General features: G+C 44.9%; 17 protein-coding genes, 1 tRNA gene and 1 pseudogene. 13 read left to right on the forward strand and 6 right to left on the reverse strand.

The features are described from left to right. Nucleotides 1–20 precede the first annotated feature (20 nt). Nucleotides 21–1,046, forward strand: coding sequence for a uroporphyrinogen decarboxylase (gene hemE, locus AC0IYG_RS22550; RefSeq protein ID WP_471713338.1), 1,026 nt, complete (start codon nt 21–23; stop codon nt 1,044–1,046). 12 nt (nt 1,047–1,058) lie between these two features. Beyond that, the gene (locus AC0IYG_RS22555; protein WP_471713339.1) at nt 1,059–1,589 is read left to right on the forward strand and encodes a D-glycero-alpha-D-manno-heptose-1,7-bisphosphate 7-phosphatase; all 531 of its coding nucleotides are present in this window, start codon (nt 1,059–1,061) and stop codon (nt 1,587–1,589) included. A 247-nt stretch (nt 1,590–1,836) separates the two neighbouring features. On the opposite strand, the gene AC0IYG_RS22560 is transcribed toward AC0IYG_RS22555, so the two are convergent. Continuing rightward, nucleotides 1,837–3,318 carry a type III PLP-dependent enzyme domain-containing protein gene (locus AC0IYG_RS22560; protein WP_471713340.1) on the reverse strand — a complete coding sequence of 494 codons (1,482 nt, stop codon included), beginning with the start codon at nt 3,316–3,318 and terminating at the stop codon, nt 1,837–1,839. A 344-nt stretch (nt 3,319–3,662) separates the two neighbouring features. On the opposite strand from AC0IYG_RS22560, the gene AC0IYG_RS22565 reads away from it, so the two are divergent. The 6 genes and pseudogenes from AC0IYG_RS22565 (at nt 3,663) to AC0IYG_RS22590 (ending at nt 11,472) form a co-directional block, all read left to right on the forward strand. Beyond that, entirely contained in the window at nt 3,663–4,289 is a 627-nt protein-coding gene (locus AC0IYG_RS22565) for a TetR/AcrR family transcriptional regulator (RefSeq protein WP_471713341.1), read from the forward strand. Further along, nucleotides 4,279–5,640 (forward strand): TolC family protein, encoded by a 1,362-nt coding sequence (locus AC0IYG_RS22570; protein ID WP_471713342.1) that lies wholly within the window; start codon nt 4,279–4,281, stop codon nt 5,638–5,640. Before AC0IYG_RS22565 ends, AC0IYG_RS22570 begins: the two co-directional genes overlap by 11 nt. Nucleotides 5,641–5,769: 129 nt before the next feature. After that, nucleotides 5,770–6,828 (forward strand): efflux RND transporter periplasmic adaptor subunit, encoded by a 1,059-nt coding sequence (locus AC0IYG_RS22575; protein WP_471713343.1) that lies wholly within the window; start codon nt 5,770–5,772, stop codon nt 6,826–6,828. 77 nt (nt 6,829–6,905) lie between these two features. Next, nucleotides 6,906–10,338, forward strand: a pseudogene (locus AC0IYG_RS22580) (efflux RND transporter permease subunit). A 117-nt stretch (nt 10,339–10,455) separates the two neighbouring features. Then, nucleotides 10,456–10,529 (forward strand) — tRNA-Pro (locus AC0IYG_RS22585). A gap of 280 nt (nt 10,530–10,809) precedes the next feature. Continuing rightward, nucleotides 10,810–11,472 carry a spheroidene monooxygenase gene (locus tag AC0IYG_RS22590; protein ID WP_471713344.1) on the forward strand — a complete coding sequence of 221 codons (663 nt, stop codon included), beginning with the start codon at nt 10,810–10,812 and terminating at the stop codon, nt 11,470–11,472. 67 nt (nt 11,473–11,539) lie between these two features. On the opposite strand, the gene AC0IYG_RS22595 is transcribed toward AC0IYG_RS22590, so the two are convergent. Together AC0IYG_RS22595 and crtD are read right to left on the reverse strand one after the other, a co-directional pair. Beyond that, nucleotides 11,540–12,241: a carotenoid biosynthesis protein gene (locus AC0IYG_RS22595; protein ID WP_471713345.1), complete on the reverse strand. Its 702-nt coding sequence runs from the start codon at nt 12,239–12,241 to the stop codon at nt 11,540–11,542. Next, complete coding sequence (crtD, locus tag AC0IYG_RS22600; protein ID WP_471713346.1) at nt 12,190–13,659, reverse strand: 1-hydroxycarotenoid 3,4-desaturase CrtD; 1,470 nt, start codon at nt 13,657–13,659, stop codon at nt 12,190–12,192. The genes AC0IYG_RS22595 and crtD overlap by 52 nt, the downstream gene beginning before the upstream one ends. 176 nt (nt 13,660–13,835) lie before the next feature. Between crtD and AC0IYG_RS22605 the strand changes: the two genes are divergently transcribed. Further along, the gene (locus AC0IYG_RS22605) at nt 13,836–14,201 is read left to right on the forward strand and encodes a DUF2200 domain-containing protein (RefSeq protein ID WP_471713563.1); all 366 of its coding nucleotides are present in this window, start codon (nt 13,836–13,838) and stop codon (nt 14,199–14,201) included. 23 nt (nt 14,202–14,224) lie between these two features. After that, nucleotides 14,225–14,602 (forward strand): VOC family protein, encoded by a 378-nt coding sequence (locus AC0IYG_RS22610; RefSeq protein WP_471713347.1) that lies wholly within the window; start codon nt 14,225–14,227, stop codon nt 14,600–14,602. A 33-nt stretch (nt 14,603–14,635) separates the two neighbouring features. Here AC0IYG_RS22610 and AC0IYG_RS22615 read toward each other — a convergent pair whose 3' ends face one another. Both AC0IYG_RS22615 and AC0IYG_RS22620 read right to left on the reverse strand, forming a co-directional pair. Continuing rightward, the gene (locus AC0IYG_RS22615) at nt 14,636–14,788 is read right to left on the reverse strand and encodes a hypothetical protein (protein ID WP_471713348.1); all 153 of its coding nucleotides are present in this window, start codon (nt 14,786–14,788) and stop codon (nt 14,636–14,638) included. Between the two features lie 64 nt (nt 14,789–14,852). Further along, nucleotides 14,853–15,041 carry a hypothetical protein gene (locus tag AC0IYG_RS22620; protein WP_471713349.1) on the reverse strand — a complete coding sequence of 63 codons (189 nt, stop codon included), beginning with the start codon at nt 15,039–15,041 and terminating at the stop codon, nt 14,853–14,855. A gap of 219 nt (nt 15,042–15,260) precedes the next feature. Here AC0IYG_RS22620 and AC0IYG_RS22625 point away from each other — a divergent pair, with 219 nt between their 5' ends. The 3 genes from AC0IYG_RS22625 (at nt 15,261) to AC0IYG_RS22635 (ending at nt 21,214) form a co-directional block, all read left to right on the forward strand. Further along, a complete protein-coding gene (locus tag AC0IYG_RS22625; RefSeq protein ID WP_471713350.1) occupies nt 15,261–15,521 on the forward strand; it encodes a hypothetical protein in 261 nt (86 codons plus the stop codon). 940 nt (nt 15,522–16,461) lie between these two features. Further along, nucleotides 16,462–19,503 (forward strand): SusC/RagA family TonB-linked outer membrane protein, encoded by a 3,042-nt coding sequence (locus AC0IYG_RS22630; protein ID WP_471713351.1) that lies wholly within the window; start codon nt 16,462–16,464, stop codon nt 19,501–19,503. A gap of 28 nt (nt 19,504–19,531) precedes the next feature. After that, complete coding sequence (locus AC0IYG_RS22635) at nt 19,532–21,214, forward strand: RagB/SusD family nutrient uptake outer membrane protein (RefSeq protein WP_471713352.1); 1,683 nt, start codon at nt 19,532–19,534, stop codon at nt 21,212–21,214. Between the two features lie 276 nt (nt 21,215–21,490). Here the strand turns inward: AC0IYG_RS22635 and AC0IYG_RS22640 are convergent, their stop codons facing one another. Beyond that, nucleotides 21,491–22,957 carry a Gfo/Idh/MocA family protein gene (locus AC0IYG_RS22640; protein ID WP_471713353.1) on the reverse strand — a complete coding sequence of 489 codons (1,467 nt, stop codon included), beginning with the start codon at nt 22,955–22,957 and terminating at the stop codon, nt 21,491–21,493. Nucleotides 22,958–23,143 lie beyond the last annotated feature (186 nt).

Raw genomic sequence — 23,143 nt, forward strand, 5'->3', positions numbered from 1 at the left:
TTTCTCCCTAACTTTGCCGCATGGAATTGAAAAATGATCTTTTGCTTCGGGCGGCGCGTGGGGAGAAAACAGAACGCACGCCTGTTTGGATGATGCGGCAGGCTGGCCGGATTTTGGCTGAATACAGGGCCGTTCGTGAGAAGGCCGGAAGTTTTATAAAGCTGGCGACAACGCCGGAAATGGCTGCCGAGGTTACATTGCAACCTGTTGATTTATTGGGTGTTGACGCAGCCATTATATTTTCTGACATTCTGGTGATTCCCGAAGCGATGGGATTGCCTTATGAAATGGTAGAAAAAAGTGGGCCGATTTTTCCTGCAACCGTTCATACCACTCAAGACCTTGACAGACTGCACATTGCTGAACCGGAAACGGATTTGAAATATGTTTTGGACGCAATTAAGCTTACAAAAGAAGGCTTATACGGACGTGTTCCATTGATCGGTTTTGCAGGCGCGCCTTTCACAATCTTCTGTTACATGACAGAAGGAAAAGGTTCTAAAACATTCTCTGTTGCTAAAAAACACCTTTACGCTGATCCCGAATTCTCGCATTTATTGCTTCAAAAAATAACGGATAGCACAATTGCTTACCTGAAAGCCCAAGTTGTGGCGGGTGCTAACCTGGTTCAAGTATTCGATTCCTGGGCCGGAATCCTTTCTCCGGAGCAATACAACACATTTTCCCTTCCCTACATTAAGCAGATCTGCGACGCCATTGATGAAGTGCCGGTTACTGTTTTTGCAAAAGGCGCATTCTTCGCACGGAAGGCGATTAGTGAGCTGCATTGCGCTGTTGTAGGGTTAGACTGGAACATGGACATTGCAGAATCCCGTTCGCTGATTCCAAATAAGACATTGCAGGGAAATCTGGACCCTTGCGTGCTTTACGCTTCTTATGATCAGATCCGGAAAGAGGTGAAAAATATGGTGCAACAATTTGGTACACAGCGATATATCGCGAACCTTGGTCATGGCGTTTATCCGGACACAGATCCTGATAAAGTGCGTTGTTTCATCGAATCCGTTAAAGAATTTTCTTCCTAGCAAATCCTTTTTATGTCTTTACCAAAAACAAAATGCATCTTCCTCGACCGCGACGGAGTGCTGAATGAGGATTGCCCGGACTATTTATACGAGCTGGAAAAACTGGTCATTCCCGAAGGCGTTGCGGAAGCGCTTCAAGCATTGAAAAAGGCTGGTTATCTGCTGATTGTAATCACAAACCAGGCGGGGATTGCAAAAGGACTTTATACAGCCGACAATGTTTACGCCATTCACGGAGCCATGCAACAGGCATCCGGAAATGCATTGGACGACCTGTATTTTTCGCCTTATCACCCCAATGTGTCAGGCGTTTCGCTTTCTAGGAAACCAGGTTCGCTGATGCTGGAAAAGGCGATTGCGAAATATAATATAGATGTAAATCAGTCCTGGATGATCGGGGATCGCGACAGGGATATGGAGGCTGGAAAAAGTGTGGGGGCGAGAACAATTCAAATTGTTCCCGAAACAGAAGCTTCAACAGGCGATTTTGCTGCGGTTAGTTTGTTCGAGGCAGCGAAAATAATCCTTGAAGGCGAAATTTAGACTCTTTCAGTTGATGCAACAGGTGCTGTTTGCGTTGCTTTTTGCGTAGAACCGTAGGCCGGACAAGCATGTTTGGTGCAAGATGCAAATGCCAGTGAACCGCAAATAGTAAGGAGAAGTAATAACTTTTTCATTTTTTTCTGTTCGTGTAAATATTTGTCACCGCAAAAATATAAAAAAAAGTTCTTTGAATGAGACTTTTAGTTTGACTAATAACGAACTCATTCAAAGAACTTTATATCAATGGTCAGATTTTTGTTTCGACCAATTCTTCCTCTTCTTCAATCGGCTGCATTTCCGTTCCGACATTTTTTTCAGGAACAACAAACGACTCCTCTTTAAAGCCTAAGATTTTAAGCATTGAATCGCTGTTCTGCTCTTCTGCAAAAACGCGTGTAACGATTTTTCCGTCCTCATCTTTGTCAACCAAAACGTGTTTTGGAGCCGGAATGAGGCAATGTTGAATGCCGCCGTAGCCGCCGAGCGATTCCTGGTAAGCGCCCGTGTGGAAGAATCCAATGTATTGTTTTTCCGAATCTTCTTCAAAAATCGGCATATACAAGTCGGCGCTGTGCATTTCACTGTTATAAAAATCCTGTGAATCGCACGTTAATCCGCCCAGGTTAACTTTTTGGTAAGGACTGTCCCAGTTGTTGATCGGCAGCATGATGTATTTCTGGTTCATGCCCCAGGAGTCGGGAAGCTGCGTAATGAACGAGCCGTTGATCATGTACCAAAGCTCTTTGTCATTTTGAAGCTTTTTGTCAATGATCTCGTAAATAACCGCTCCGCTCTCTCCCACCGTATAACTTCCGAATTCCGTAAAAATATGCGGAACCGGAACATTGTTTTTGTTACAGATCCATTGGATGTTCTCAATGATCTCATCGATCATTTGCTGATAATCGTATCCGGCCTGCAATGAGGTTTGGATCGGCAACCCGCCACCAATGTCAATAGAATCAAGCTCAGGACAAATTTTCTGCATTTCGCAGTATTTGAACATAAACCGGGTGAGTTCACTCCAGTAATATGCGCTGTCCTTAATGCCCGTATTAATAAAGAAATGCAGCATTTTAAGCTTGAAACGCGGATTAGACTCAATCTTCTCCTTGTAAAGCTGCTGTACATCGTTGTAACGGATTCCCAGACGGGATGTATAAAAAGCAAAATTAGGCTCCTCATCCGTTGCAATGCGCATTCCGAAATTGACCGTGTCCGCGGTAACCTGCTGTTCGTAGGATTCGATCTCTTTCAGGTTATCCAAAATAGGGATAACATTAAACCCTTCGTTGATCAACTCGCTCAGATACTGCGTGTAACGAGGCAACTTATAACCATTCGCCAAAACGAAAGTGTTTTTAGTTACCTTGCCTCTGCGGTATAATTCGCGGATAATGGGTATGTCAAAAGACGAAGAAGTTTCAAGATGTATATTATGCTTCAGCGCTTCTTCCAGCACAAAGCTGAAATGCGAGGATTTTGTGCAATAACAATAAGTGTAGCTTCCTTTGTAATTATGTCTCTTGAAAGCATTCCGAAAAAACATATTTGCATTTTCGATGTGCTCCCCGATTTTTGGCAGATAATTGATCTTTAACGGCGTACCATGTTCTTTAATGATATCCATCAGAGGGACATTGTTGAACAGCAATTCGTTATTATCAACGTTAAACTCCATCGTAGGGAACTCGAACGTTTGCTGAATCAGGTCAATGTAGCTTTTCATTGATTTGTTTGTCGCGATAGCAATTAGTGAATTGTGAGTTAATAACTAAGACAAAAGACCGGAAAATTGGTCAGAATATGTGTCATTTCCAAACATCAATTGCTAGTAAATCATTCCCGCGGGAAAGCATTTTATCGCCTGATTTCACAAGTTCATACCCCAAATTATCCGCTTAATAAATTTTTGGTTGTCCATAATGTCCAGGCAAGCCTACTTTTGACAATGTTAGTCAGCCAGGGCGCTCCTAACCATCTGATCAATAGCATTTAGGCAACATTAGAAAACTTTCAACATTCTCAAAGTTTTCTTAGTTTATTTGATTCAAATATTTCAAATTTGCTCTCGTGAAAGAGCGAATTATAAAATCGGCCCTAAATCTGTTCTGGCGCTATGGAGTCAAGAGCGTTACCATGGACGATATTGCCAAAGATCTTGGGATTTCGAAGCGGACCATTTACCAGCATTACTCCGATAAAGAGGCTATTCTGGCACTGGTGATCCAGAAGGAAATTATGGATCAAAAGTGTGAAATGGAGAAGCTGGATGAGAAAGCCGCCAACCCGATCGAGCAAATGATGTATGCATCGGCCCAAATGCGCGACACGCTTTCTGACATGAACCCGGCCCTGCTTTATGATTTGAAAAAATACTATCCCAATGCCTGGGAGTTATTTGAGGCTTATAAGCATGATTATTTGCTTAAGAGCATCCGCGAAAATCTCGTTCTGGGCATTGAACAAGGTTTTTACCGGCCAGACATTGACGTTGAAGTGCTTGCAGTGTTACGCATAGAGCAGATCGTGATGGCTTTTGACCCTACCATTTACCCACAGAAAAAGTTTAACATGATGCACACCCAAATGCAGTTCCTGTTACATTTTCTGAGGGGGATTTTATCAGAAAAAGGATTTGAATATTACAACACCATAAAAGACAGATCAGCAATTGAAATCAATTTCCATGAAAAATGAACAAATAATACGCCGCAGTCTGATGCTGCTGGCGATCTTACTCAGCTTTATGCCCGCACGTGCCCAGGATTTTTCCCTCGAACAGGCTGTGGACTATGCGATTAAGCACAATTTAAACATTAAAAATGCGCAGCTCGACGCGCTGTCTGCGGAAGCCCGCATTGGAGAAGTCAGGGCAGCTGGTTTGCCACAGTTGAGTGCGGCCGTTTCGGTAACCAACAACATTATTATCCCAAGGTTTTTCCTTCCTGCCAATGCTTTTGATCCAACTGCTCCTGCAGATGCGCCGCCTGCTGCGGTGGAATTCGGGATTCCCTGGCAAGGTTCGGCTTCTGCGAATTTGAACCAGCTCATTTTTAGCGGTTCTTATTTTATTGGTTTAAAAGCAGCGGCAACTTATCGCGAATTGGCACAAAAATCGACTACATCGTCCAAAGTTTCGGTGGCTGAGGCTGTTACAAAAGCTTATTACTCAGCACAAGTTGCCGAAGAACGCGCAAAGTTGCTTGACCTGAATATTTCCCGTGTGGACTCGCTCATGCGCGAAACGAAAATCATGAATGAAAGCGGCTTTGTAGAACTTCTGGATGTAAACCGGATTGAAGTTCAGATCAATAACCTGCAAACAGAACGTCAGAAAGTGCAAAACCTTATTGAACTTAGTTATGCTTTGCTGAAATTTCAGATGGCTATGCCTGCTAATGAACCAATTAAGCTTACAGACGATATCAATGCAGTGAATGTGGATTCACTCAGAGGAGTGTTGGTTGTTAATGACCTTAACTACGAAAACCGAATAGAATATTCTTTGCTGAACACGCAGGAGAAATTGGCTGGTCTTGACCTGCGTAATGTGCGCGCCGGATATCTGCCAAGCTTGTCTGCTTCCGTGGGATACGGATACAATGCTGGTTATGATAAATTTTCACAGCTCTTTACCGACAATTGGTATAACAACATGGTCTTAACTGTGAACCTGAACATTCCGATTTTTGACGGTTTTACCAAAAGATACCAGATTAACCAGAAAAAGATCGCGATTGATAAGGTAAAAAATAACCAGTCATTGCTGAAACAGTCGATCGATCTGGAAAACAATCAGGCGAGCATTAACATTAAAAATGCATTTGCAACGCTGGAAACGCAGAAACGCAACCTTACGCTTGCAGAAGAAATTGTAAGGGTTTCCAAAATCAAATACAAAGAAGGCGTTGGCTCTAACATTGAGGTGATCAATGCGGAATCTTCCCTGAAAGAAGCGCAGACCAATTACTTCACGGCATTATATGATCTGATGATCGCGAAAGTGGATCTGAGCCGCGCCAAAGGAGAACTTTATACAGAAAAATGAGCATCACATTAACACTAAAACAAAATTTGAAACTGCTATTTACCTATATCATGAAAAGAAATATTTTAATAATAACAGCCATGACAATCCTGCTTGCAGCGTGCGGCGGGGGAGAAAAGAAAGAAGAGTGTGGCAGGCAAGAAAGAAGAACTTGCTAAGCTGAAAGCGGAGCAGGCAGAGAACGACAAAAAGATCAAAGCGCTTGAAATTCAGATCACCAAAATGGATCCTAACAAAGCTGCCGAGGCGAGAGTGAAACCTGTGAGTATAGACACATTAAATGCTGAGACATTCCGCCATTACGTGGAACTGCAAGGCACGGTGGATGCAAAAAACAATGTGCTAGTAACGCCAAAAACAGGCGGCGCAGTGGTTGCAATGTATGTTAAAGAAGGCGATTACGTAAAAGCAGGAGGCATTATCGGTAAAATCGATAACAGCATTTTGACGGAATCAGTGGAAGAACTGAAAACGCAAATGTCGCTCGCTAACACGCTTTATGAGAAGCAGAAAAATCTTTGGGACCAAAAAATCGGAACTGAGCTGCAATATCTGCAAGCCAAGAACAATAAGGAATCGCTGGAAAGAAGAATGAGCACATTGAACACGCAATTGTCTCAAACCAACATTGTGTCGCCGATGGCGGGTGTGGTGGATATGGTGAATGTGAAAGTGGGCGAAATGGCTTCTCCGGGCGTTGGCGTGGTTCGTATCGTGAACCTGAGCAACCTGAAAGTGACTGCAAAAGTGTCTGATACTTATGCTGCCAGCGTGAAAAAAGGCGACGAAGTGATCATCAAATTTCCTGATCTAAAAAAGGAATACAAAGCGAGAATCACATTTGTGAGCACCGCAGTTGATCCATTGTCCCGCACATTTACAATCGAAGCAAACCTTCCGACGAGCAAAGACATTAAGCCTAACATGATGGCGCAGGTGCAGATCAATGATGCGATCAGCAAAAACGCATTGGCTGTGGATCAAAACTATGTTCAGAGCACAGAAAAAGGCAATGTGGTGTATGTTGCAGTTACGGAAGGCAACAAAAAGATCGCCAGGGCCAAAGAAGTGAAAACCGGTTTGAGCTACAACGGCAAAGTCGAGATCCTGTCCGGACTTACAGCAGGCGACCAGCTCATTACATTAGGTTACCAGGAAGTCTCCGACGGCCAGCCGATAAGCTATTAAAGAAGCAATGATGAGTGAAACGATCCGGCAATCGGTCATTCACTCATTCAATCATTCAATCATTCAAAATTGCTTTTATGAAATTTAACGAATATAAAACCTTAGGCTTCACCAACTGGTGCGTAGAGAATCGGACGACGATTTACATCTTTACGTTCATCATTACGCTCGCCGGGTTTATGGTTTATAACAACCTGCCGAAAGAGCAGTTTCCGGATATCAAGATCCCGCAGATCTATATCAACACGATTTATTTCGGAACGGCGCCTGCGGATATTGAAAACACGATCAACAAGCCCATTGAAAAGCAGCTTAAATCGCTGAGTGGGGTTAAAAAGATCAAATCCAATGCATTACAGGATGTTTCAGTAATCCTTGTGGAATTTACACCGGATGTGGCCGTCGAAGTCGCGCTCCAGCGAGTCAGGGATGCGATCGATAAGGCTAAAACAGACTTGCCGCAAAACCTCGATTCAGGCCCCACGGCGCAGGACGTGAACTTCTCGGAGTTCCCGATCATGAACGTGAACATTGCGGGTAACTTCTCCCTGAAACAGTTAAAGCAATATGCGGAAGACTTACAGGACGGAATTGAAGCGTTGCCGGAAATTACGCGTGTGGATATTTTGGGTGCATTGAACCGCGAAATCCAGATCAATGTCAACCTCGACCGAATGAAATCATCCGGTCTGACATTCTTCGACGTTCAAACCGCAATTCAGGGTGAAAACATCAACGTTTCGGGTGGTGAACTGAATGTACAAGGTGTGCGCAGAACGCTTCGTGTGAAAGGGGAATATACCAATGTGGCCGATATGGCGAACATTCGTATCCGCACCGCAACCGGCGCGACCATTCGCCTGGGCGACGTGGCTGAGGTTTCTGATAACTTTGAAGAGCAACAGGATTTTGCCCGTCTGGCCAACAAAACCGTAATCACATTGAACGTCATCAAACGTTCAGGCGGAAAACCTCGTGGACGCTGCGGATAAGATTGAGAATGTTATTGCTGATTATAAAGAAAACCGTTTTCCCCCCGGTTTGGACGTGAAAATTACTGCCGATCAGTCCATTCAGACGAGAGCAGATTTGCATGACCTTATCAACACGGTTGTACTCGGCTTTATCTTCGTAGTAATGGTGCTCATGTTCTTCATGGGTGTGCGCGACGCGATTTTCGTAGGACTTTCCGTGCCGCTTTCAGCATTGGTTGCATTTGTGATGATGCCGATCATCGGGCCATTGGTAGGAACAGAATTTACATTGAACACGATCGTGCTTTTTGCGTTCCTGCTCGGAATAGGGCTTGTGGTGGATGATGCGATTGTGGTAATTGAAAACACGCACAGGCTTTTCAACAACCATAAAGACTGGACGATCCAGCAAGCTGTGAAAGCTGCTGCGGGTGAAGTATTTATTCCTGTACTTTCAGGAACATTAACGACGATTGCGCCATTTTTCCCATTGCTTTTCTGGACTGGTATAGTCGGGGAATTCATGAAATTCATGCCGCTGACGCTCATTATCACCTTGGGAGCCTCACTTTTTGTGGCTTATGTAATGAACCCCGTTTTTGCGGTGTCGTTTATGGGTCGTCATGATGATGAAAAAGAAGCGCATGATACAAGTTTCAAAGCAATTCGCAGACCATTGATTATCCTGGTTGTAGCGGCTATAATCGGTTATTTTATCGATCGAGGCGTAGGTAACTTCTTCGTATTCATCCTCATTCTCTGGATTTTCAACCATTATATTCTGACACCAAGAATCCTGGTTCCATTCCAGGACAAGTTACTGCCTGCTCTGAAAAACAATTACCGCAAGCTGATCGACTGGCTTTTAAGAGGCTGGAGACCGGTTGTTGCGATCGTGATTGTATTCGGACTTTTGATCTTCACATTTGTTTTAACAGGCATTGTGCAGCCCAAAGTACTTTTCTTCCCAAGCGGCGATCCGGATTATGTGTATGTATACAACAAAATGCCAATCGGAACGGATGCACGTGTGACGGATTCTGTGACCAAAATCATTGAGAAAAAGGTTTTTGATGTTCTGGAAAAAGAAAAGGCTATGGATATGGTCAACTCGGTAATTGCCAATGTTGGTAAAAACGCAGGTGACCCTTTTAACCCAGACCGTGCCGCAACGCCACATAAATCGAAAGTTACCGTAGCATTTGTTTACGGAACAGAACGGGGTGGACGTTCGTCAGAAGCCATTTTGCGCAAGATCAGGGACGCTGTAAAAGGCATTCCGGGAGCGGAAATTTCAGTAGAGCGCGAGGCTGTTGGGCCGCCGACTGGTAAGCCAATTTCCATTGAAATTTCGGGTGACGATTTCGCAACACTTCAAAAACTGGAAAAGGATGTTCTGCAAAAAGTGCAGCAATCCGGCATTGAAGGAATTGATCAGCTGCGTTCCGACCTCGTAACCAACAAACCTGAGATTGTCATTGATATTGACCGCGAAAAAGCACAACGCGAAGGCATTAGCTCACAACAGATTGCACTTGCAGTGAGAACGGCACTTTTCGGTCTGGAAGTTTCCAAATTCAGGGACGATAAAGACGAATATCCGATCATGGTAAGGCTGGAAAAAGACGATCGGGAGCAAATTGAGAAGCTTTTGAGCTTGAATGTCGTTTACCGCGACATGAATATGGGCGGTGCATTGCGTCAGGTTCCGATCACTTCGGTGGCCAACATCCATTACTCAACGACTTTCAGCCAGATCAACCGTCAGGATCAGCAACGGATTGTAACATTAGGCTCGGACGTTTTGCCGGGTTACAATGCCAATGAAATTGTTGGTCAAATCCAGGCGCTGATCCAGGATATGGAAGTTCCGAATGGTTATACGATCAAAATGGGCGGTGAGCAGGAAGAGCAAAACGAGTCGATGGCGTTCCTTGGAACTGCATTCGGCGCAGCGATTTTGCTGATCTATTTGATTCTCGCGACGCAGTTCAACTCGGTTGTGAAGCCATTCATTATCTTCTTCACGATCCTGCTTTCGCTGATCGGTGTATTGCTCGGTTTCATCATATTCAAAAAGGATTTCTCAGTCATCATGTCCGGAGTCGGGATCATTGCACTGGCTGGAATTGTGGTGAAAAACGGGATTTTGCTCATTGAATTTATCGAAGAGCTCCGCGGAAGAGGTTATCCAATGCGTGAAGCCATTATCGAAGGTGGAGCGATCAGATTAACGCCCGTATTGCTGACAGCCTCGGCAGCTGTACTCGGACTTGTGCCGCTTGCATTGGGTATCACAGTCGATTTCGTGGGACTTTTCAGAAACCTCGAACCGCACCTTATTGTCGGTGGCCCGAGCTCCATTTTCTGGAACATTCTCGCCTGGACGATCATTTTCGGACTAACATTCTCGACCATCCTGACATTGATCATGGTGCCGTGCATGTATTACGTAAACGAGCGTGTCCGTGAAAAGTGGTTTAGAAAAGGCAAAGAAGAAGTTGTTAACCCAAATTGGCAGCAGGAAACTATATAAAAACGCTGGAATACTGCCTATCTCATTTTTTTTCAAATTGAAATAGGCAGTATTCCAAAAATTCCTAGATTTGCAACCCCAAAGAGTTCGGGAGCTGAGTTAACTCAGCAATAATTTCGGGATGTAGCGCAGCCCGGTAGCGCACTAGCATGGGGTGCTAGGGGTCGCAAGTTCGAATCTTGTCATCCCGACAAAAGCCTGGTCTAACGACCGGGCTTTTTCGGTTTTTACGCACTAGCCTGGGGTGCTAGGGGTCGCAAGCCGCCGCCGCGCGGTTCGAATCTTGTCATCCCGACAAAAGCCTGGTCTAACGACCGGGCTTTTTCGGTTTTAGCGCACCAGCCTGGGTTGCTAGGTCGCACATTTTTTATCCCTTATATTGGATCGATTTCTTGATTGGTTACTTTATCAGTTCTAATGCGTTCCATCACTACGCTTACTTTATTTCGGTTTCATCATTCACGATCTAAAATGTGGGCTTTCGGGCAAATGCAGTTTGCACATGCTTATATCCGTAAAACGCCCGGGTTGCAATTTTACAAACTCATGGGCAGCGGTCGCGAGCCGGGTTTTAGTCCTTTGCCCGACTGGGGTGTATATGCCATGCTGGGTGTTTGGGACAACGAGCAATGCGCTGATCATTTTTTTAAAGATGCTGAAATTTTTAAGCGATACGAGGCACACAGCAGCGAACAGTGGACCATCTACATGAAACCCAAACAGGTCAAGGGGCTTTGGTCGGGCCGTAATCCGTTTATTCCCTCAACAGATCTGGATGATGAAAACCCGCTTATTGCAGTCATTACGCGTGCAACCATTAAGCCGGGCAAACTGATAAAATTCTGGGACTATGTTCCTACATCCCAGAGGCCGATTGTGCAAGGTTGTAAAGGGCTGATTTATACCAAAGGAATTGGCGAAGCACCGCTGGTTCAGATGGCCACGTTCAGCATATGGGAAAATATAGACGCGCTGAAAAACTATGCCTACAATAGCCCCGAACATCAGGAGGCCATCCAGAAAACCCGAAAAATAGATTGGTACAAAGAAGAGTTATTTGCGCGTTTTCAGCCTTATCGCTCCGTAGGAACCTGGGATGGTGAAAACGTTCTGGCTCCTTTTTTAAACCATTGACGCTTTGCTGAATGCCCCAAACTAGCGCTGTGTTTAGCTGCCAAAATTGAGCACTGCTATTTCGTAGTTATTTATTAATCAAATAGAAAAAGACGAAAAATAGAGCTTGGGACGCAAAGTGATGTAACGGCAGCGGATACTTTGCTTGCGGTACGAAGTTTTTTACCAGCAACTGCATGGCTAATGAAACTACAAACCAGTCTATGTAGTTGCGCAACGGTGCATATCCTGCATTCCAATGCCAATAATCGAATACAGAAGCCACAGGTTCAATAAAAAAATCGAGCGCAACCATTAGCGCAGCTCCGCAAACAGGTGCCATCCATGGGTTACGTATAAAACGCTTTGCAATCGTGGCTGTTATAAAAGTGAGCACCACCCAGTTGATGCCAATCAGCAAGGGAACATTGGCCAGTTTAGGACCCATATTTTCACCATACCAATAGTCTCCGAAAAGCAAGCCGGTGTTTACACCAATCATTTCAACGCCCATACCAGTGATGTAAACAAGTGACCAGATCAAGATGCCTGGCCAAGCATTTTTCAGCGGAAAATTCCAGTACAAAAGTGCCACGCCAAGCAGCAGGTTGAGTGGTGTTTTTGGCAAAAACCAAGCGCCATGACCCAGCCATATGCCTATCATGCCTGAAATGGTTACCAGCCATATCGCAAATATAGAAGCGTTGCTTCTGACAGCCGAAAATGATAGTTCGTTATTCATAAAGCCGAAATGATGAGCTTTGAAGTAATCTTTGCTGAATGCATGCACAAAGGAATCCCCCCACCGGGGTGAACGGATCCTCCGCAAAAATAGAGTTGTTTTATTTTGTTTGAAAAATTAGGATGCCTGAGAAAGGCCGCAAGTTTGGAATTGCTTGCCGCACCATACAATGCGCCACGGTAACTGCTTGTTCGTTTTTCGATAAGCGGGGGCGTTAGCACATCTTCTGCCATAATCAATGCTGCAATGTCGGTGCCGAGCTGGCGGTTTAATTTGCTGATGATATTTTGGCGCGCCTGCGTCACCAATGCCTCCCAATCTTGACCATAATCGCCCGGGGCATTAATCATCACAAACCAATTTTCGCATCCCGGTGGTGCGTCACCCGGCGTTTCTTTACTGCTAATGTTGATATAAACCGTAGGATCATCAAAAAGCGTTTTATGCTCGAACAAATGCGCAAACTCCTGCTGATAATCGCTGCTGAAAAATATGTTGTGCAAGTCCAATTGCGTAAATGTGCCGCGAATGCCCCAGTAAAATATCACGGCAGAGCTTGACCGCTCCTGCCTGAGCGTGCGCTCGGGGTGCGGTTGTGATGGCAACAGTTTTTTATAGGTAGAAAATATGTCCATGTTTGAGACAATGCTATCTGCAAAATGCGCGCTACTTGCCGTTTTAACCCCAACTGCCTTATTCTTCTCAACCAGTATTCGTTCTATTTTTTGATTAAAATGAAATCTAATACCATGTCGAAGTGCCAGTTGATACAGACTGGTTGTGATGCTGTGCATACCACCATTTGGATAATAAGCGCCCAGGTAAAGTTCAAGATGCGGAATCATACTCATGATCCCCGGTGTGAGATACGGCGATGAGCCATTATAAGTAGCATAGCGGTTAAATAACTGAACCAGATGCGGCTCGCCGATGGCTGCCTCATTAAGCGCATCCAGACTAGTGCCCAAATTCATTCCCGATAAGTGAGCCAGGGCCTTAAGTGTATCCACAGAAAGATAAGTGCCCATTTTATGCAAAGATTTCTCAATGAATAAAGAAGCGGTAAGCTCATATTTCTTCTGGCCGTTTTTCAGATAAGATAAAATCGTTGCGGCTTCAATGCCAAATTTGGCTGCGGCCTCTTTTGCAAAAACTTCGCGATCGGCATCAACAATAAAGTGCATGCCATCTTCCCAAAAATAGTTGCAAACCGACTTCACGCGGTGATACTGAAAAAAATCCGTTGGTTGTTCTCCAAACAGTTCGAAAAGCTCAGTAATAAGTTGCGGCATGGTGAAGAGCGAAGGCCCGGCATCAAAACGGAAGCCGTTTATTTCGAAAGCATGCAGCTTGCCACCGGGATAAGCGTTGCTCTCAAATACATCCACCTCAACACCTGCAGCCCGCAAATGCAGTGCAGTGGCAATGCCGGCTATTCCTGAACCAATTATAATTGCCGATGGCATTTTGATGATGTATTTTTATGAATGATTGTTGATTAAAATAAAAGTACGAAAGAATGCGTGTGGTTTGTACCATGTGGATTGCAAGCGGCCGAAGCACAGTTTGGTAAATGCAAAAAACACTTGAAAAATAGCCGGGTTTAATGTAAAATTGAGCTTCAAACATGCAGGCCAAACCTATGACGATTACACCCGAACACAACGAGCGAATGGCGAAGATGACATTCTCTTCCGTGTATCCGCATTATGTTACGAAAGTCGAAAGCAAAGGCCGGACAAAGGAGGAATTGCACGAGGTGATCGAATGGCTTACCGGTTTTAACGACAAGCAAATCAACGACTTGATCGAGGAGAAAGTGACTTTCGACGCGTTTTTCAAAAGAGCAAATTTGAATCCAAATGCCCATTTGATCACGGGTTTGATTTGCGGTTATCGCATTGAAGAAATTGACAATGAATTGACAAAGCAAGTGCGATATCTGGACAAGCTAGTGGACGAACTGGCAAAAGGCAGGAAGATGGAGAAAATCTTGCGAAAAGCTTAAAAAATCACTCAACCATCATTCCGATGACAGAACTGACGATCCAACCTTTCCTGGTTGTGAACAATGCTTTAAATGCCATAGACTTTTATACCAAAGCATTCGGAGCGACGGTGTATGAAAAGTTTACGAATGAAGGCAAGACATCTGCCGGAATAAGAATCGGAAATGCATCTTTCTGGATCGGCGATGAAGAACCTGAATTCGGCAATCTGAGCCCAACCACAATCGGCGGATCACCCGTCCGCATGGTTCTAACCACCCCCGACCCCGAAATTATCTTCACAAGAGCGCTTGAATCAGGAGCCACGCAAATCTGCCCGGTAACGCTCGAAGAATCCTGGAAAATCGGAAAATTAAAAGACCCTTTCGGCCATATTTGGGAAATCGGGTGTCCTTTGTGAGGGGTTATAATTAATAGTTGCTTTGATAGAGCATTATTTGGTGGGAAGAGGAAATTTCTTCATAGTCTCAGCCATTTTGTAAGTCTTTTTCACAATAACATTTTCCTCTTGTGCAGCCACATTTGTACGGCCAGAATTACCTTTGGAGGGTGCTTTTTCAGAAGTCTTGACGGTGATTGCTGACATAATGTATGTATGTTACAACTCAAATTAATCATTACTGTGTTATAAAAATGAATTGCCTAGTTGATCAGCCCTTCCTAATGCTTCCCCGCACAATCATAACAACTAAGCCGACAAAGGTGATCAGATATACAATTCCCAAACCAATTTTCTTAAATCTGAGGGTCTCAAAATCGAATTCCTTATACAATGCCGCACCGATAATGATTGCTAAAATCGCCAGGATGATCGGAAAGCCCTTCTTTTCGCTTGTCATATGTATTTTGTTTGGATTGTTGCCGCGCTAATATTTGTAAGATTTTGATAGTAAGCAAATTTGGCAAGAATCTCCCTGAAATTAAGCGCAATTGTCATGTCAACTAAGCTAAATTGAGACCAGCCGGAATTCTCAGCATTACAACGGATCGGATGTGCAATGCTTTCTTCATTCAATTTACTTTTACCAATCTAGCCACATCCAACTGAATCAACACACATGAACTTTAAAATCCTAACATTAGCCCACCCACCAATCCAAGTTTGCCTCCATCGTGATCGAAGCGAGGAAAATCAGGAAATCGTTCGAATTACCACATTTTTAATAGACTCGACGGGACAAGAATTGATGTTAGAGACCGTTGCGCAATTTGCCGATTCAGGATCAGCAATGCGGTTTGTCTCCGATTATTCCGAAGAATCTGCCAAGGAATTTATATTGGAATGTGCATTGGAAGATAAAATTTTCATTGTTGCTTGATGCTTTTGTAAGCCTATCATTGGAGAATAAAAATCGCGGAGCGATGCAATATTGGTAGAAAGGTCGTGTGAAAATGCGAGATTCAAATCCCGAGAGGGATGTAATATCGGTAGGAAACGAAATTACACGCCAATATCAAATCCCGGAGGGATGCAACGGCGTACACATTGTTGCATCCCTCCGGGATTTTAAACCTTGTCGTCGTTCCGAATTCTACCAATATTTCATCCCTCCGGGATTTTAAACCTTGTCGTCGTTCCGAATTCTACCGATATTTCATCCCTCCGGGATTTTGGCGTTTATGTCCGTTGTTTTTGCTACCAATATTTCATTCCTCTGGGATTTTGGCGTTTATGTCCGTTGTTTTTTGCTACTGATATTGCATCCCTCTGGGATTTTAACGTTTCCGACGCTCCAAATTCTATCGATATTTCATCCCTCCGGGATTTGTAACTTGTCGTCGTTCCGAATTCAACGATATTACATCCCTCCGGGATTTGTGGTTTTCATGCGCATCAACTCTCTATCAACCGCATCCCTCCGGGATTTGCTCCACCTATCACCCACTTCAATTTATCAATTTTATCCAATTTACTCCCGGGCACATAATGCTGCTTTTGAATTAAAAACGGATCAAAAATCACGAATTATCCAACAAAAAAGTGGTTCAAGTCTATTTTGGCTACGTTCCCGACATCGTTTGCATAAAAAAATATCGGCAAAACCTTGGCCATTTCTGGCTAATATCTAACCTTCCTTTTGCTGGTACAACGGAACTGGAATAAGACAATCAAATATTTCTTTGATTTTTCATATTCACTCCATCTTGAAATAATCTGAAACTTTCTCGTAAAGCTCCATTTGTAAACAGCATGAACACGATGTTTTTGAAAGTGGATTTTGGCATTAATAAATAGAATAATATAAACTGAGATGATGTATGTTTAGAAAACTACAAAGTGCGTCGGCCCTCGGGCTGCTGCTCATGTATGGAATCTTACCAATTGGTAATCAGAAGGTTTATGCCGCGAACCGTCTGAATGCTGAGAAGGAAATGATTGCGATGGTGAATGGAAACAACACTCCAAATGCGGTGATTGATATTTCCGGAAAAGTGACGGGTGACAATGGCGAGGAGTTGCCGGGCGTAAGTATTTTGCTAAAAGGAACGACAACTGGCGCGACCACGGATGCCAACGGTTTGTATAAATTATCGATTCCGGCTGGAAGTGCCACACTTGTGTTCTCCTACGTGGGTTATGTGAGTCAGGAAATTGAGGTGAATAATCGTTCGGTCATTGATGTCAAACTGCTGGCCGATACGAAGGCGCTGGAAGAAATTGTGGTGGTGGGTTATGGAACGATGAAAAAAAGTGATGTTACCGGCGCGATCACGTCCGTGAAATCGAAGGACATTACGGCCATTCCCACGACGAATGCTTTGCGCTCTTTGCAGGGAAAAGTTTCCGGGATCGACATTACCCAAAGCTCTGGTCAGCCGGGCGCGGACATTAACATTGTTTTGCGAGGAAACCGCTCCTTGAAAGCTGATAATAAGCCACTTGTGCTGGTGGACGGAATCCCCTACGGCTCTTTTATTGATATAAACCCAACGGACATTGCATCCATTGAAGTGTTGAAAGACGTGGCTTCAACGGCCATTTATGGAACGCGTGGTGCGAACGGCGTTATCATTATTACCACGAAAAAAGGCTCGGCTGGCAAGTCTACATTGTCGTTCAATTCTTATGTTTCGATGAACAAAAAGGCATTGTATCCGCGCATGATGAACGGCGAGGAATATGCGCAGCAAAAACGCGAAGCTTACAGAACGACGAACGGCGACGTTTACAGGAAAGACGAGGACATTTTCCAGGTTACCGAATTGCAATACATTAAGGATAAGCAGTTTGAAGATTGGCAAAGCTATATTTTCCACAACGGCCTCATGCAGAATTATGAGATCAACCTCACTGGTGGAAGCGAAAAAACAACATTCTCAACATCTTTTGGTTATCAAAAAGACAAAGGCCTGCTTCTCAATGACGTTTACCGCAGACTGAATGGCAAGATCAGTGTCGATCACAAGCTGAATGATCGTTTCCGCGTAGGGTTAAGTGCAATTTATTCTTACAAAAACCAGGATAAGCGCGATAATCCGCTGAATATGGCGAACAAAATCCTTCCGATCGCTAAGGCGTTTAATGACGACGGAACACTGATCCTGAATCCGGCTCCGGGTTACAGCGCGCAATTTACGCCGCTGGCCGATGAGCAACCGGGCGTTTTCGTAAACAATATTGTCGACAAACGCTTGTTTTCTTCTGCCTATCTGGATGTCAAAATCACTAACGAATTGTTTTTAAAATCAACAATCGGACTTGATTTCAGAGATTTTCGCCGCGGCTATTACAAAGGCTTCAACACAATTGCGAACGTGGGCCGCAATTCCTCTTCGGGTGTGGAGTTGAATAATTATTTCAATTACACCTGGGAAAACACATTGAATTACAACAAAACAGTTGGTAACCATCAGATTCAGGGGCTTTTAGGAACCAGCTCGCTGGGAACCCGATTGGAGGAATATACATCATCGGGAAACAACCAGGCATCGCCGATCACGTCTTACCACGATCTTAATTCCAACACAATCTCAAAAGCCATCGGCAGCAGATTGCGTGAAACGCGCATTGCCTCGTTTTTCGGGCGGATCAACTACAAGCTGAGCAACAAATACATTTTCCAGGCATCATTGCGGGCGGATGGCTCCTCGGTGCTGGCTGCCGGAAACAAATGGGGCTATTTCCCTTCCGTTTCAGGAGCCTGGCGCGTCATCGAAGAGCCATTTTTGCAGGATAGTAAAGTGATCAATGACCTTAAATTGCGCATTAGCTGGGGTAAATCGGGTAACGCGGCCATTGATCCTTATGCTACAAAAGGCGGTTTGGGATTGTCTGCCTATGCTTTCGGAACCAGTGCTGCTTATGGTTACTGGCCAAGCATTATCCCAAATCCGAACCTGACCTGGGAAACGACGGGCACCTGGAATGCTGGTCTGGATTTTGGTTTGCTGGGAAACAAAATCTCGGGTACAATCGATGTCTATCGGTCCAGAACGAAGGATTTGCTCTTGCCAAGCTTGCTGCCGACCCACACAGGTTACAGCGAAATCCTCGAAAACATTGGTCAGGTTGAAAACAAAGGCGTTGAGTTGGCGATCACTTCGCAGAACATCAGCGGCAAAGGTTTCAACTGGTCGACCGACTGGACGTTTACATTGAACCGTGAAAAAATCATCGCTTTGAACAACGGCGTTACACGCAACGAAGCCAACAGCTGGTTCGTAGGCGAGCCCACCAAAGTGTTTTTTGATTACAAAAAAATCGGGATCTGGCAATTGGGCGAGGAAGATGCTGCTTTGAATTTTGGTAAAAACAAACCCGGTGATGTCAAAGTCGCAGACATGAACGGCAACGGCGTGGTGGACCCGGGTGATCGGACCACTTTTTCACAGGTTCCGAAGTTTTCATTTGGGGTTAATAACCATTTTGAATATAAAAACTTTGACCTGAGCGTCTTTGTCTACGGTCGCATCGGACATTACATCAACTACGAATACAATGCAAGTGCATACAAGCCAAGCGCATTGGAAAATTCATCGAATGTTGATTACTGGACACCGGAAAATCCGACCAATGCATTCCCGAGACCAAACAGCTCTTATTCAACAACAAACTATCTGTATCAGTCTACGCTGGGTTATGTAAAAGGCTCATTTGTGAAGATCAGGGACGTTTCGCTGGGTTATAACATTCCTTCGCCACTGACAAAAAAGATCGGCGTCGGCCGTGTGCGGGTTTACGGAACGCTGCAAAATTATTTCACTTTCAGCAAGATCAAGGATTACGATCCGGAACGTGGCGGCGACCTGTCATTCCCGCTGGTGAAGCAGATGATCTTTGGTGTTAACATTGATTTTTGACCAATTGAATTTTAAAACAGACATTCCGATGAAAATCAAAATAGCAGCCTTTTTCCTGGCTATTTCACTGGCCGCGCTCACTTCCTGCGAGGATTATCTTGCCGAAACCAATAAAAGCGGACTCACCGAAGATCCATTTTTAAATACAGAATTGGGCATAACCGCAGCTGTAAACGCCTCTTATTCAGGAACAAGATTATGGTATGGAAAAGAATTCCCTTCTGCATTTGCCGAAACAGGAACAGATCTTTTCCTCCGCGGCGGCGATAACAAAGCCAATCAAATTTCTGATTATACGGTTGACTTAAACGGCGCCCAGACCAATTTGAAAGATTACTGGGCACATTTATACAAAGCGTTGAACACCTGCAACACGGCATTGAAACTGCTTCCGTCACCAGTAATCAGCGAAGCATTAAATAAGCAATATGAAGGTGAAGTGCGGTTTTTGAGAGCACATTACTTGTGGCTGATCACAGAAACATGGGGCGATGTTGTGCTAGCAACGGAACCGACTACAGGCATTGTTACAACCGCAAAAAGATCAAGTGTTGAAGATTTTTACAAAGTCATTTTCGCTGATCTGGACATTGCGATTGCTAATCTCGCTCCTGCAAAATCCACAAACGGACGCATTACGCAAGACGTCGCAAAGGCATTCAAAGCCAGAATGTCGCTCACACGTGCAAGCGCAACCAACAATGCTGATATGTATGCACAAGCGGCAACATTGGCAAAAGAAGTGATCGCATCGGGCCGTTACACGCTGTTTTCCGATTTCAAATCACTCTGGGATATGAAAAATGCGGAAGGCGGTACGAATTCAGAAGTCGTCTATTACGTGAATTACACCAACGACGACACCATGAATGGTGATTACGATCCGGCTGCGGGAAAAGGGAATAACAGCCATTTGCATTTCGTAATGGTTTACGACAAGCAGCCCGGCATGGAGCGTTCGGTTGCTTACGGCCGCCCCTATCAGCGTTATGTTCCCACTTTGCACTTGCTCGACCTGTTCAATGAAAAAGTCGATCAGCGTTATGACGGCACTTTTCAGACTGTATGGAAAGCAAATATGGCTAATCTGAAAGCAGGGACGGTAAATGGTTATCCGCAAATGGCGCTTGGAGACACTTCCATGTTGTTTCTAAAAACCGTTGCAACACCAGCACAAACTGCGAGAGCAGCAGGCCGTTATAAAATTTTCGACCGCAACACCATGTACAAGGAAGACGGCTCGCTTTTGCTAAGATCGCAATTTATCCAAATGAGTAAATTCATGGACCCAACGCGTCTGACAGCCAATCAGGAATGGAGCTCACGCGATGGTTTTGTAATCCGGATCGCCGAAATGTATCTCATCGCAGCGGAAGCATTGATGAAAACAAACCCGGCAGAAGCATTACAATATATCAACGACCTGCGCAAAAAACGTGCGATCCCAGGCAAAGAAGCAGCCATGTTGATCACAGCAAAAGATTTGAACATCGACTTCATCCTTGACGAACGCGCCCGCGAACTAGCCGGCGAATTGTTCCGCTGGTATGATTTGAAACGCACAGGAAAACTCGTCAGCTACGTGCAGAAATACAACATGGACGCCAAGGCCAACATCAAAGAAACCCACATGCTTCGCCCAATCCCCCAAGTACAACTCGATGCCATCACAAACAAAGAAGAATTCCGCCAAAACCCTGGGTATAATTAATTTCGGGGCGGATAGAATGTTGGGAACTTCGGAGCGGATAGAATGTTGGGAACATTGACGGCCAACCGAAAGCAAATCCCAGAGGGATGAAATATCGGTAGAAAACAAAGCCCAGCAGAAGCAAATCCCATAGGGATGAAATATCGGTAGAAAATCAACATTCAACCAAACGTAAAATCCCGGAGGGATGTAACGATGTGTATGTCGTTACATCCCTCCGGGATTTTGCCATTTACAACCGTCGCTTTTTGCTACCGATATGGCATCGCTTCGCGATTAAACCCCCAAACTCCAACCATCCCTATACTGACGGCGGACGAATTGGTTTACTTCGTCGAAGTTGGTGACCTTCATGTTTTGAGCGTCCCAAAGCATTTTCATGTTGCTGCCTGGGTAAGTGAAGCCTTTGCCATCTTCTCTTGCTTTTGGCATGTCTGCGCCGCGGATGGCGAGGTTTGCTCCCAAAATGGCTTCGGTTAATGGGCCTGCGAGCTCGAATGGTGAGCTCAACTCCATTTTACCGTAACCTGCAATGCATCCTTCAACCCATTGCGCGTAGTGACCTTCGGCGCTTCCCGGCACGCGGGCAAATTTCTGTTTTACTTTTACTTGTTCCATTTTGCTTAGTGGCAGCAAACGTGGATTAGCCGCATATTCGCTGGCCATCATTTTGCCTTTTGATCCCACAAACAAAATTCCGCTGTTACCGTCGCCGAACAATTCGTTTGGTCCCAATTCCTCCGGACGTTCTGGCTTGATGCCGCCGTCCATCCAGTGCATGGTTACCGGGCCTTTGGTTTTTGGTGTTTTGGGGAAAGTTAATGTTGCGTGGCTGGATGGCGGGCAGCTGTCCGGGAAAATGCCTCTTTTGCCAAAAGCGGTGAAGACGCTTCCTACGCTTGCCTGCATATCCGTCGCATATTTTAGTCCTAACACACGGAATGGAGCTTCCATCAAGTGGCAGCCCAGGTCACCAAGCGCGCCTGTTCCGTAATCCCACCAGCCTCTCCAGCTTCCCGGAATGAGGTTGTCTACGTAATCTTTTTTAGGAGCCGTTCCCAGCCAGAGGTCCCAATCCAGTTCTTTTGGAACCGGTGGTTTTTCCGTTGGCCAGGGAATGCCTTGCGGCCATATTGGGCGGTTGGTCCAGATATAAACGGTGTCTACGTCGCCAATAATGCCGGCGTCATACCATTCGTGCAATGTTCTTACGCCGTCGCCGGATGAGCCCTGGTTGCCCATTTGGGTCACTACTTTATATTTTGCAGCTGCTTCAGTAAGTTTTCTTGCTTCGTAAATGTCGTGCGTCATGGGTTTCTGCACATATACGTGCTTGCCCAACTGCATGGCCGCCATCGCTACAACGGCGTGCGTATGGTCGGGTGTGGAAACGGAAACGGCATCGAAATTCTTGGATTCCTTTTCGAACATTTCCCGGAAGTCCTTGTAATATTTGGCTTTGGGAAAATTGGTAATGCTGGTTGCAGCGCGGCGGTCGTCCACATCGCAGAGATAGGCGATATCTGCTTTTCCGCTTTTGGCAAAATTGGCAAGATCCGACGTTCCTTTTCCACCTGCGCCCACACCCGCAACTAGCAGCTTATCGCTTGGCGCTGTGAAGCCTTTTCCGCCCAGCACGTGCCTTGGGACAATCATAAAGCTGGCTGCGGTGATGCCGGCCGCTTTCACAAAGTCTCTCCGGGAAGAGGTTGACTTTTCATTCGTTGTACTCTTTTTTTCCATCTGGGTTTTGGTTTAGCGCTTTTTTTAAGCAGAATATCCAGCCTTTTTCCAGCAACTTTTGGAGGCCTAATAATTTGTTAAGCAGGTTATTTTCATAATTTACTCGAAAATAATCCGGTGGTTTCCTGCTGCATTGATTCTACTCTAAAACGAAAGGTTAAGACCATTCAGATACATTAAATAATA

It is taken from the genome of Dyadobacter sp. AC419 (assembly GCF_979253085.1).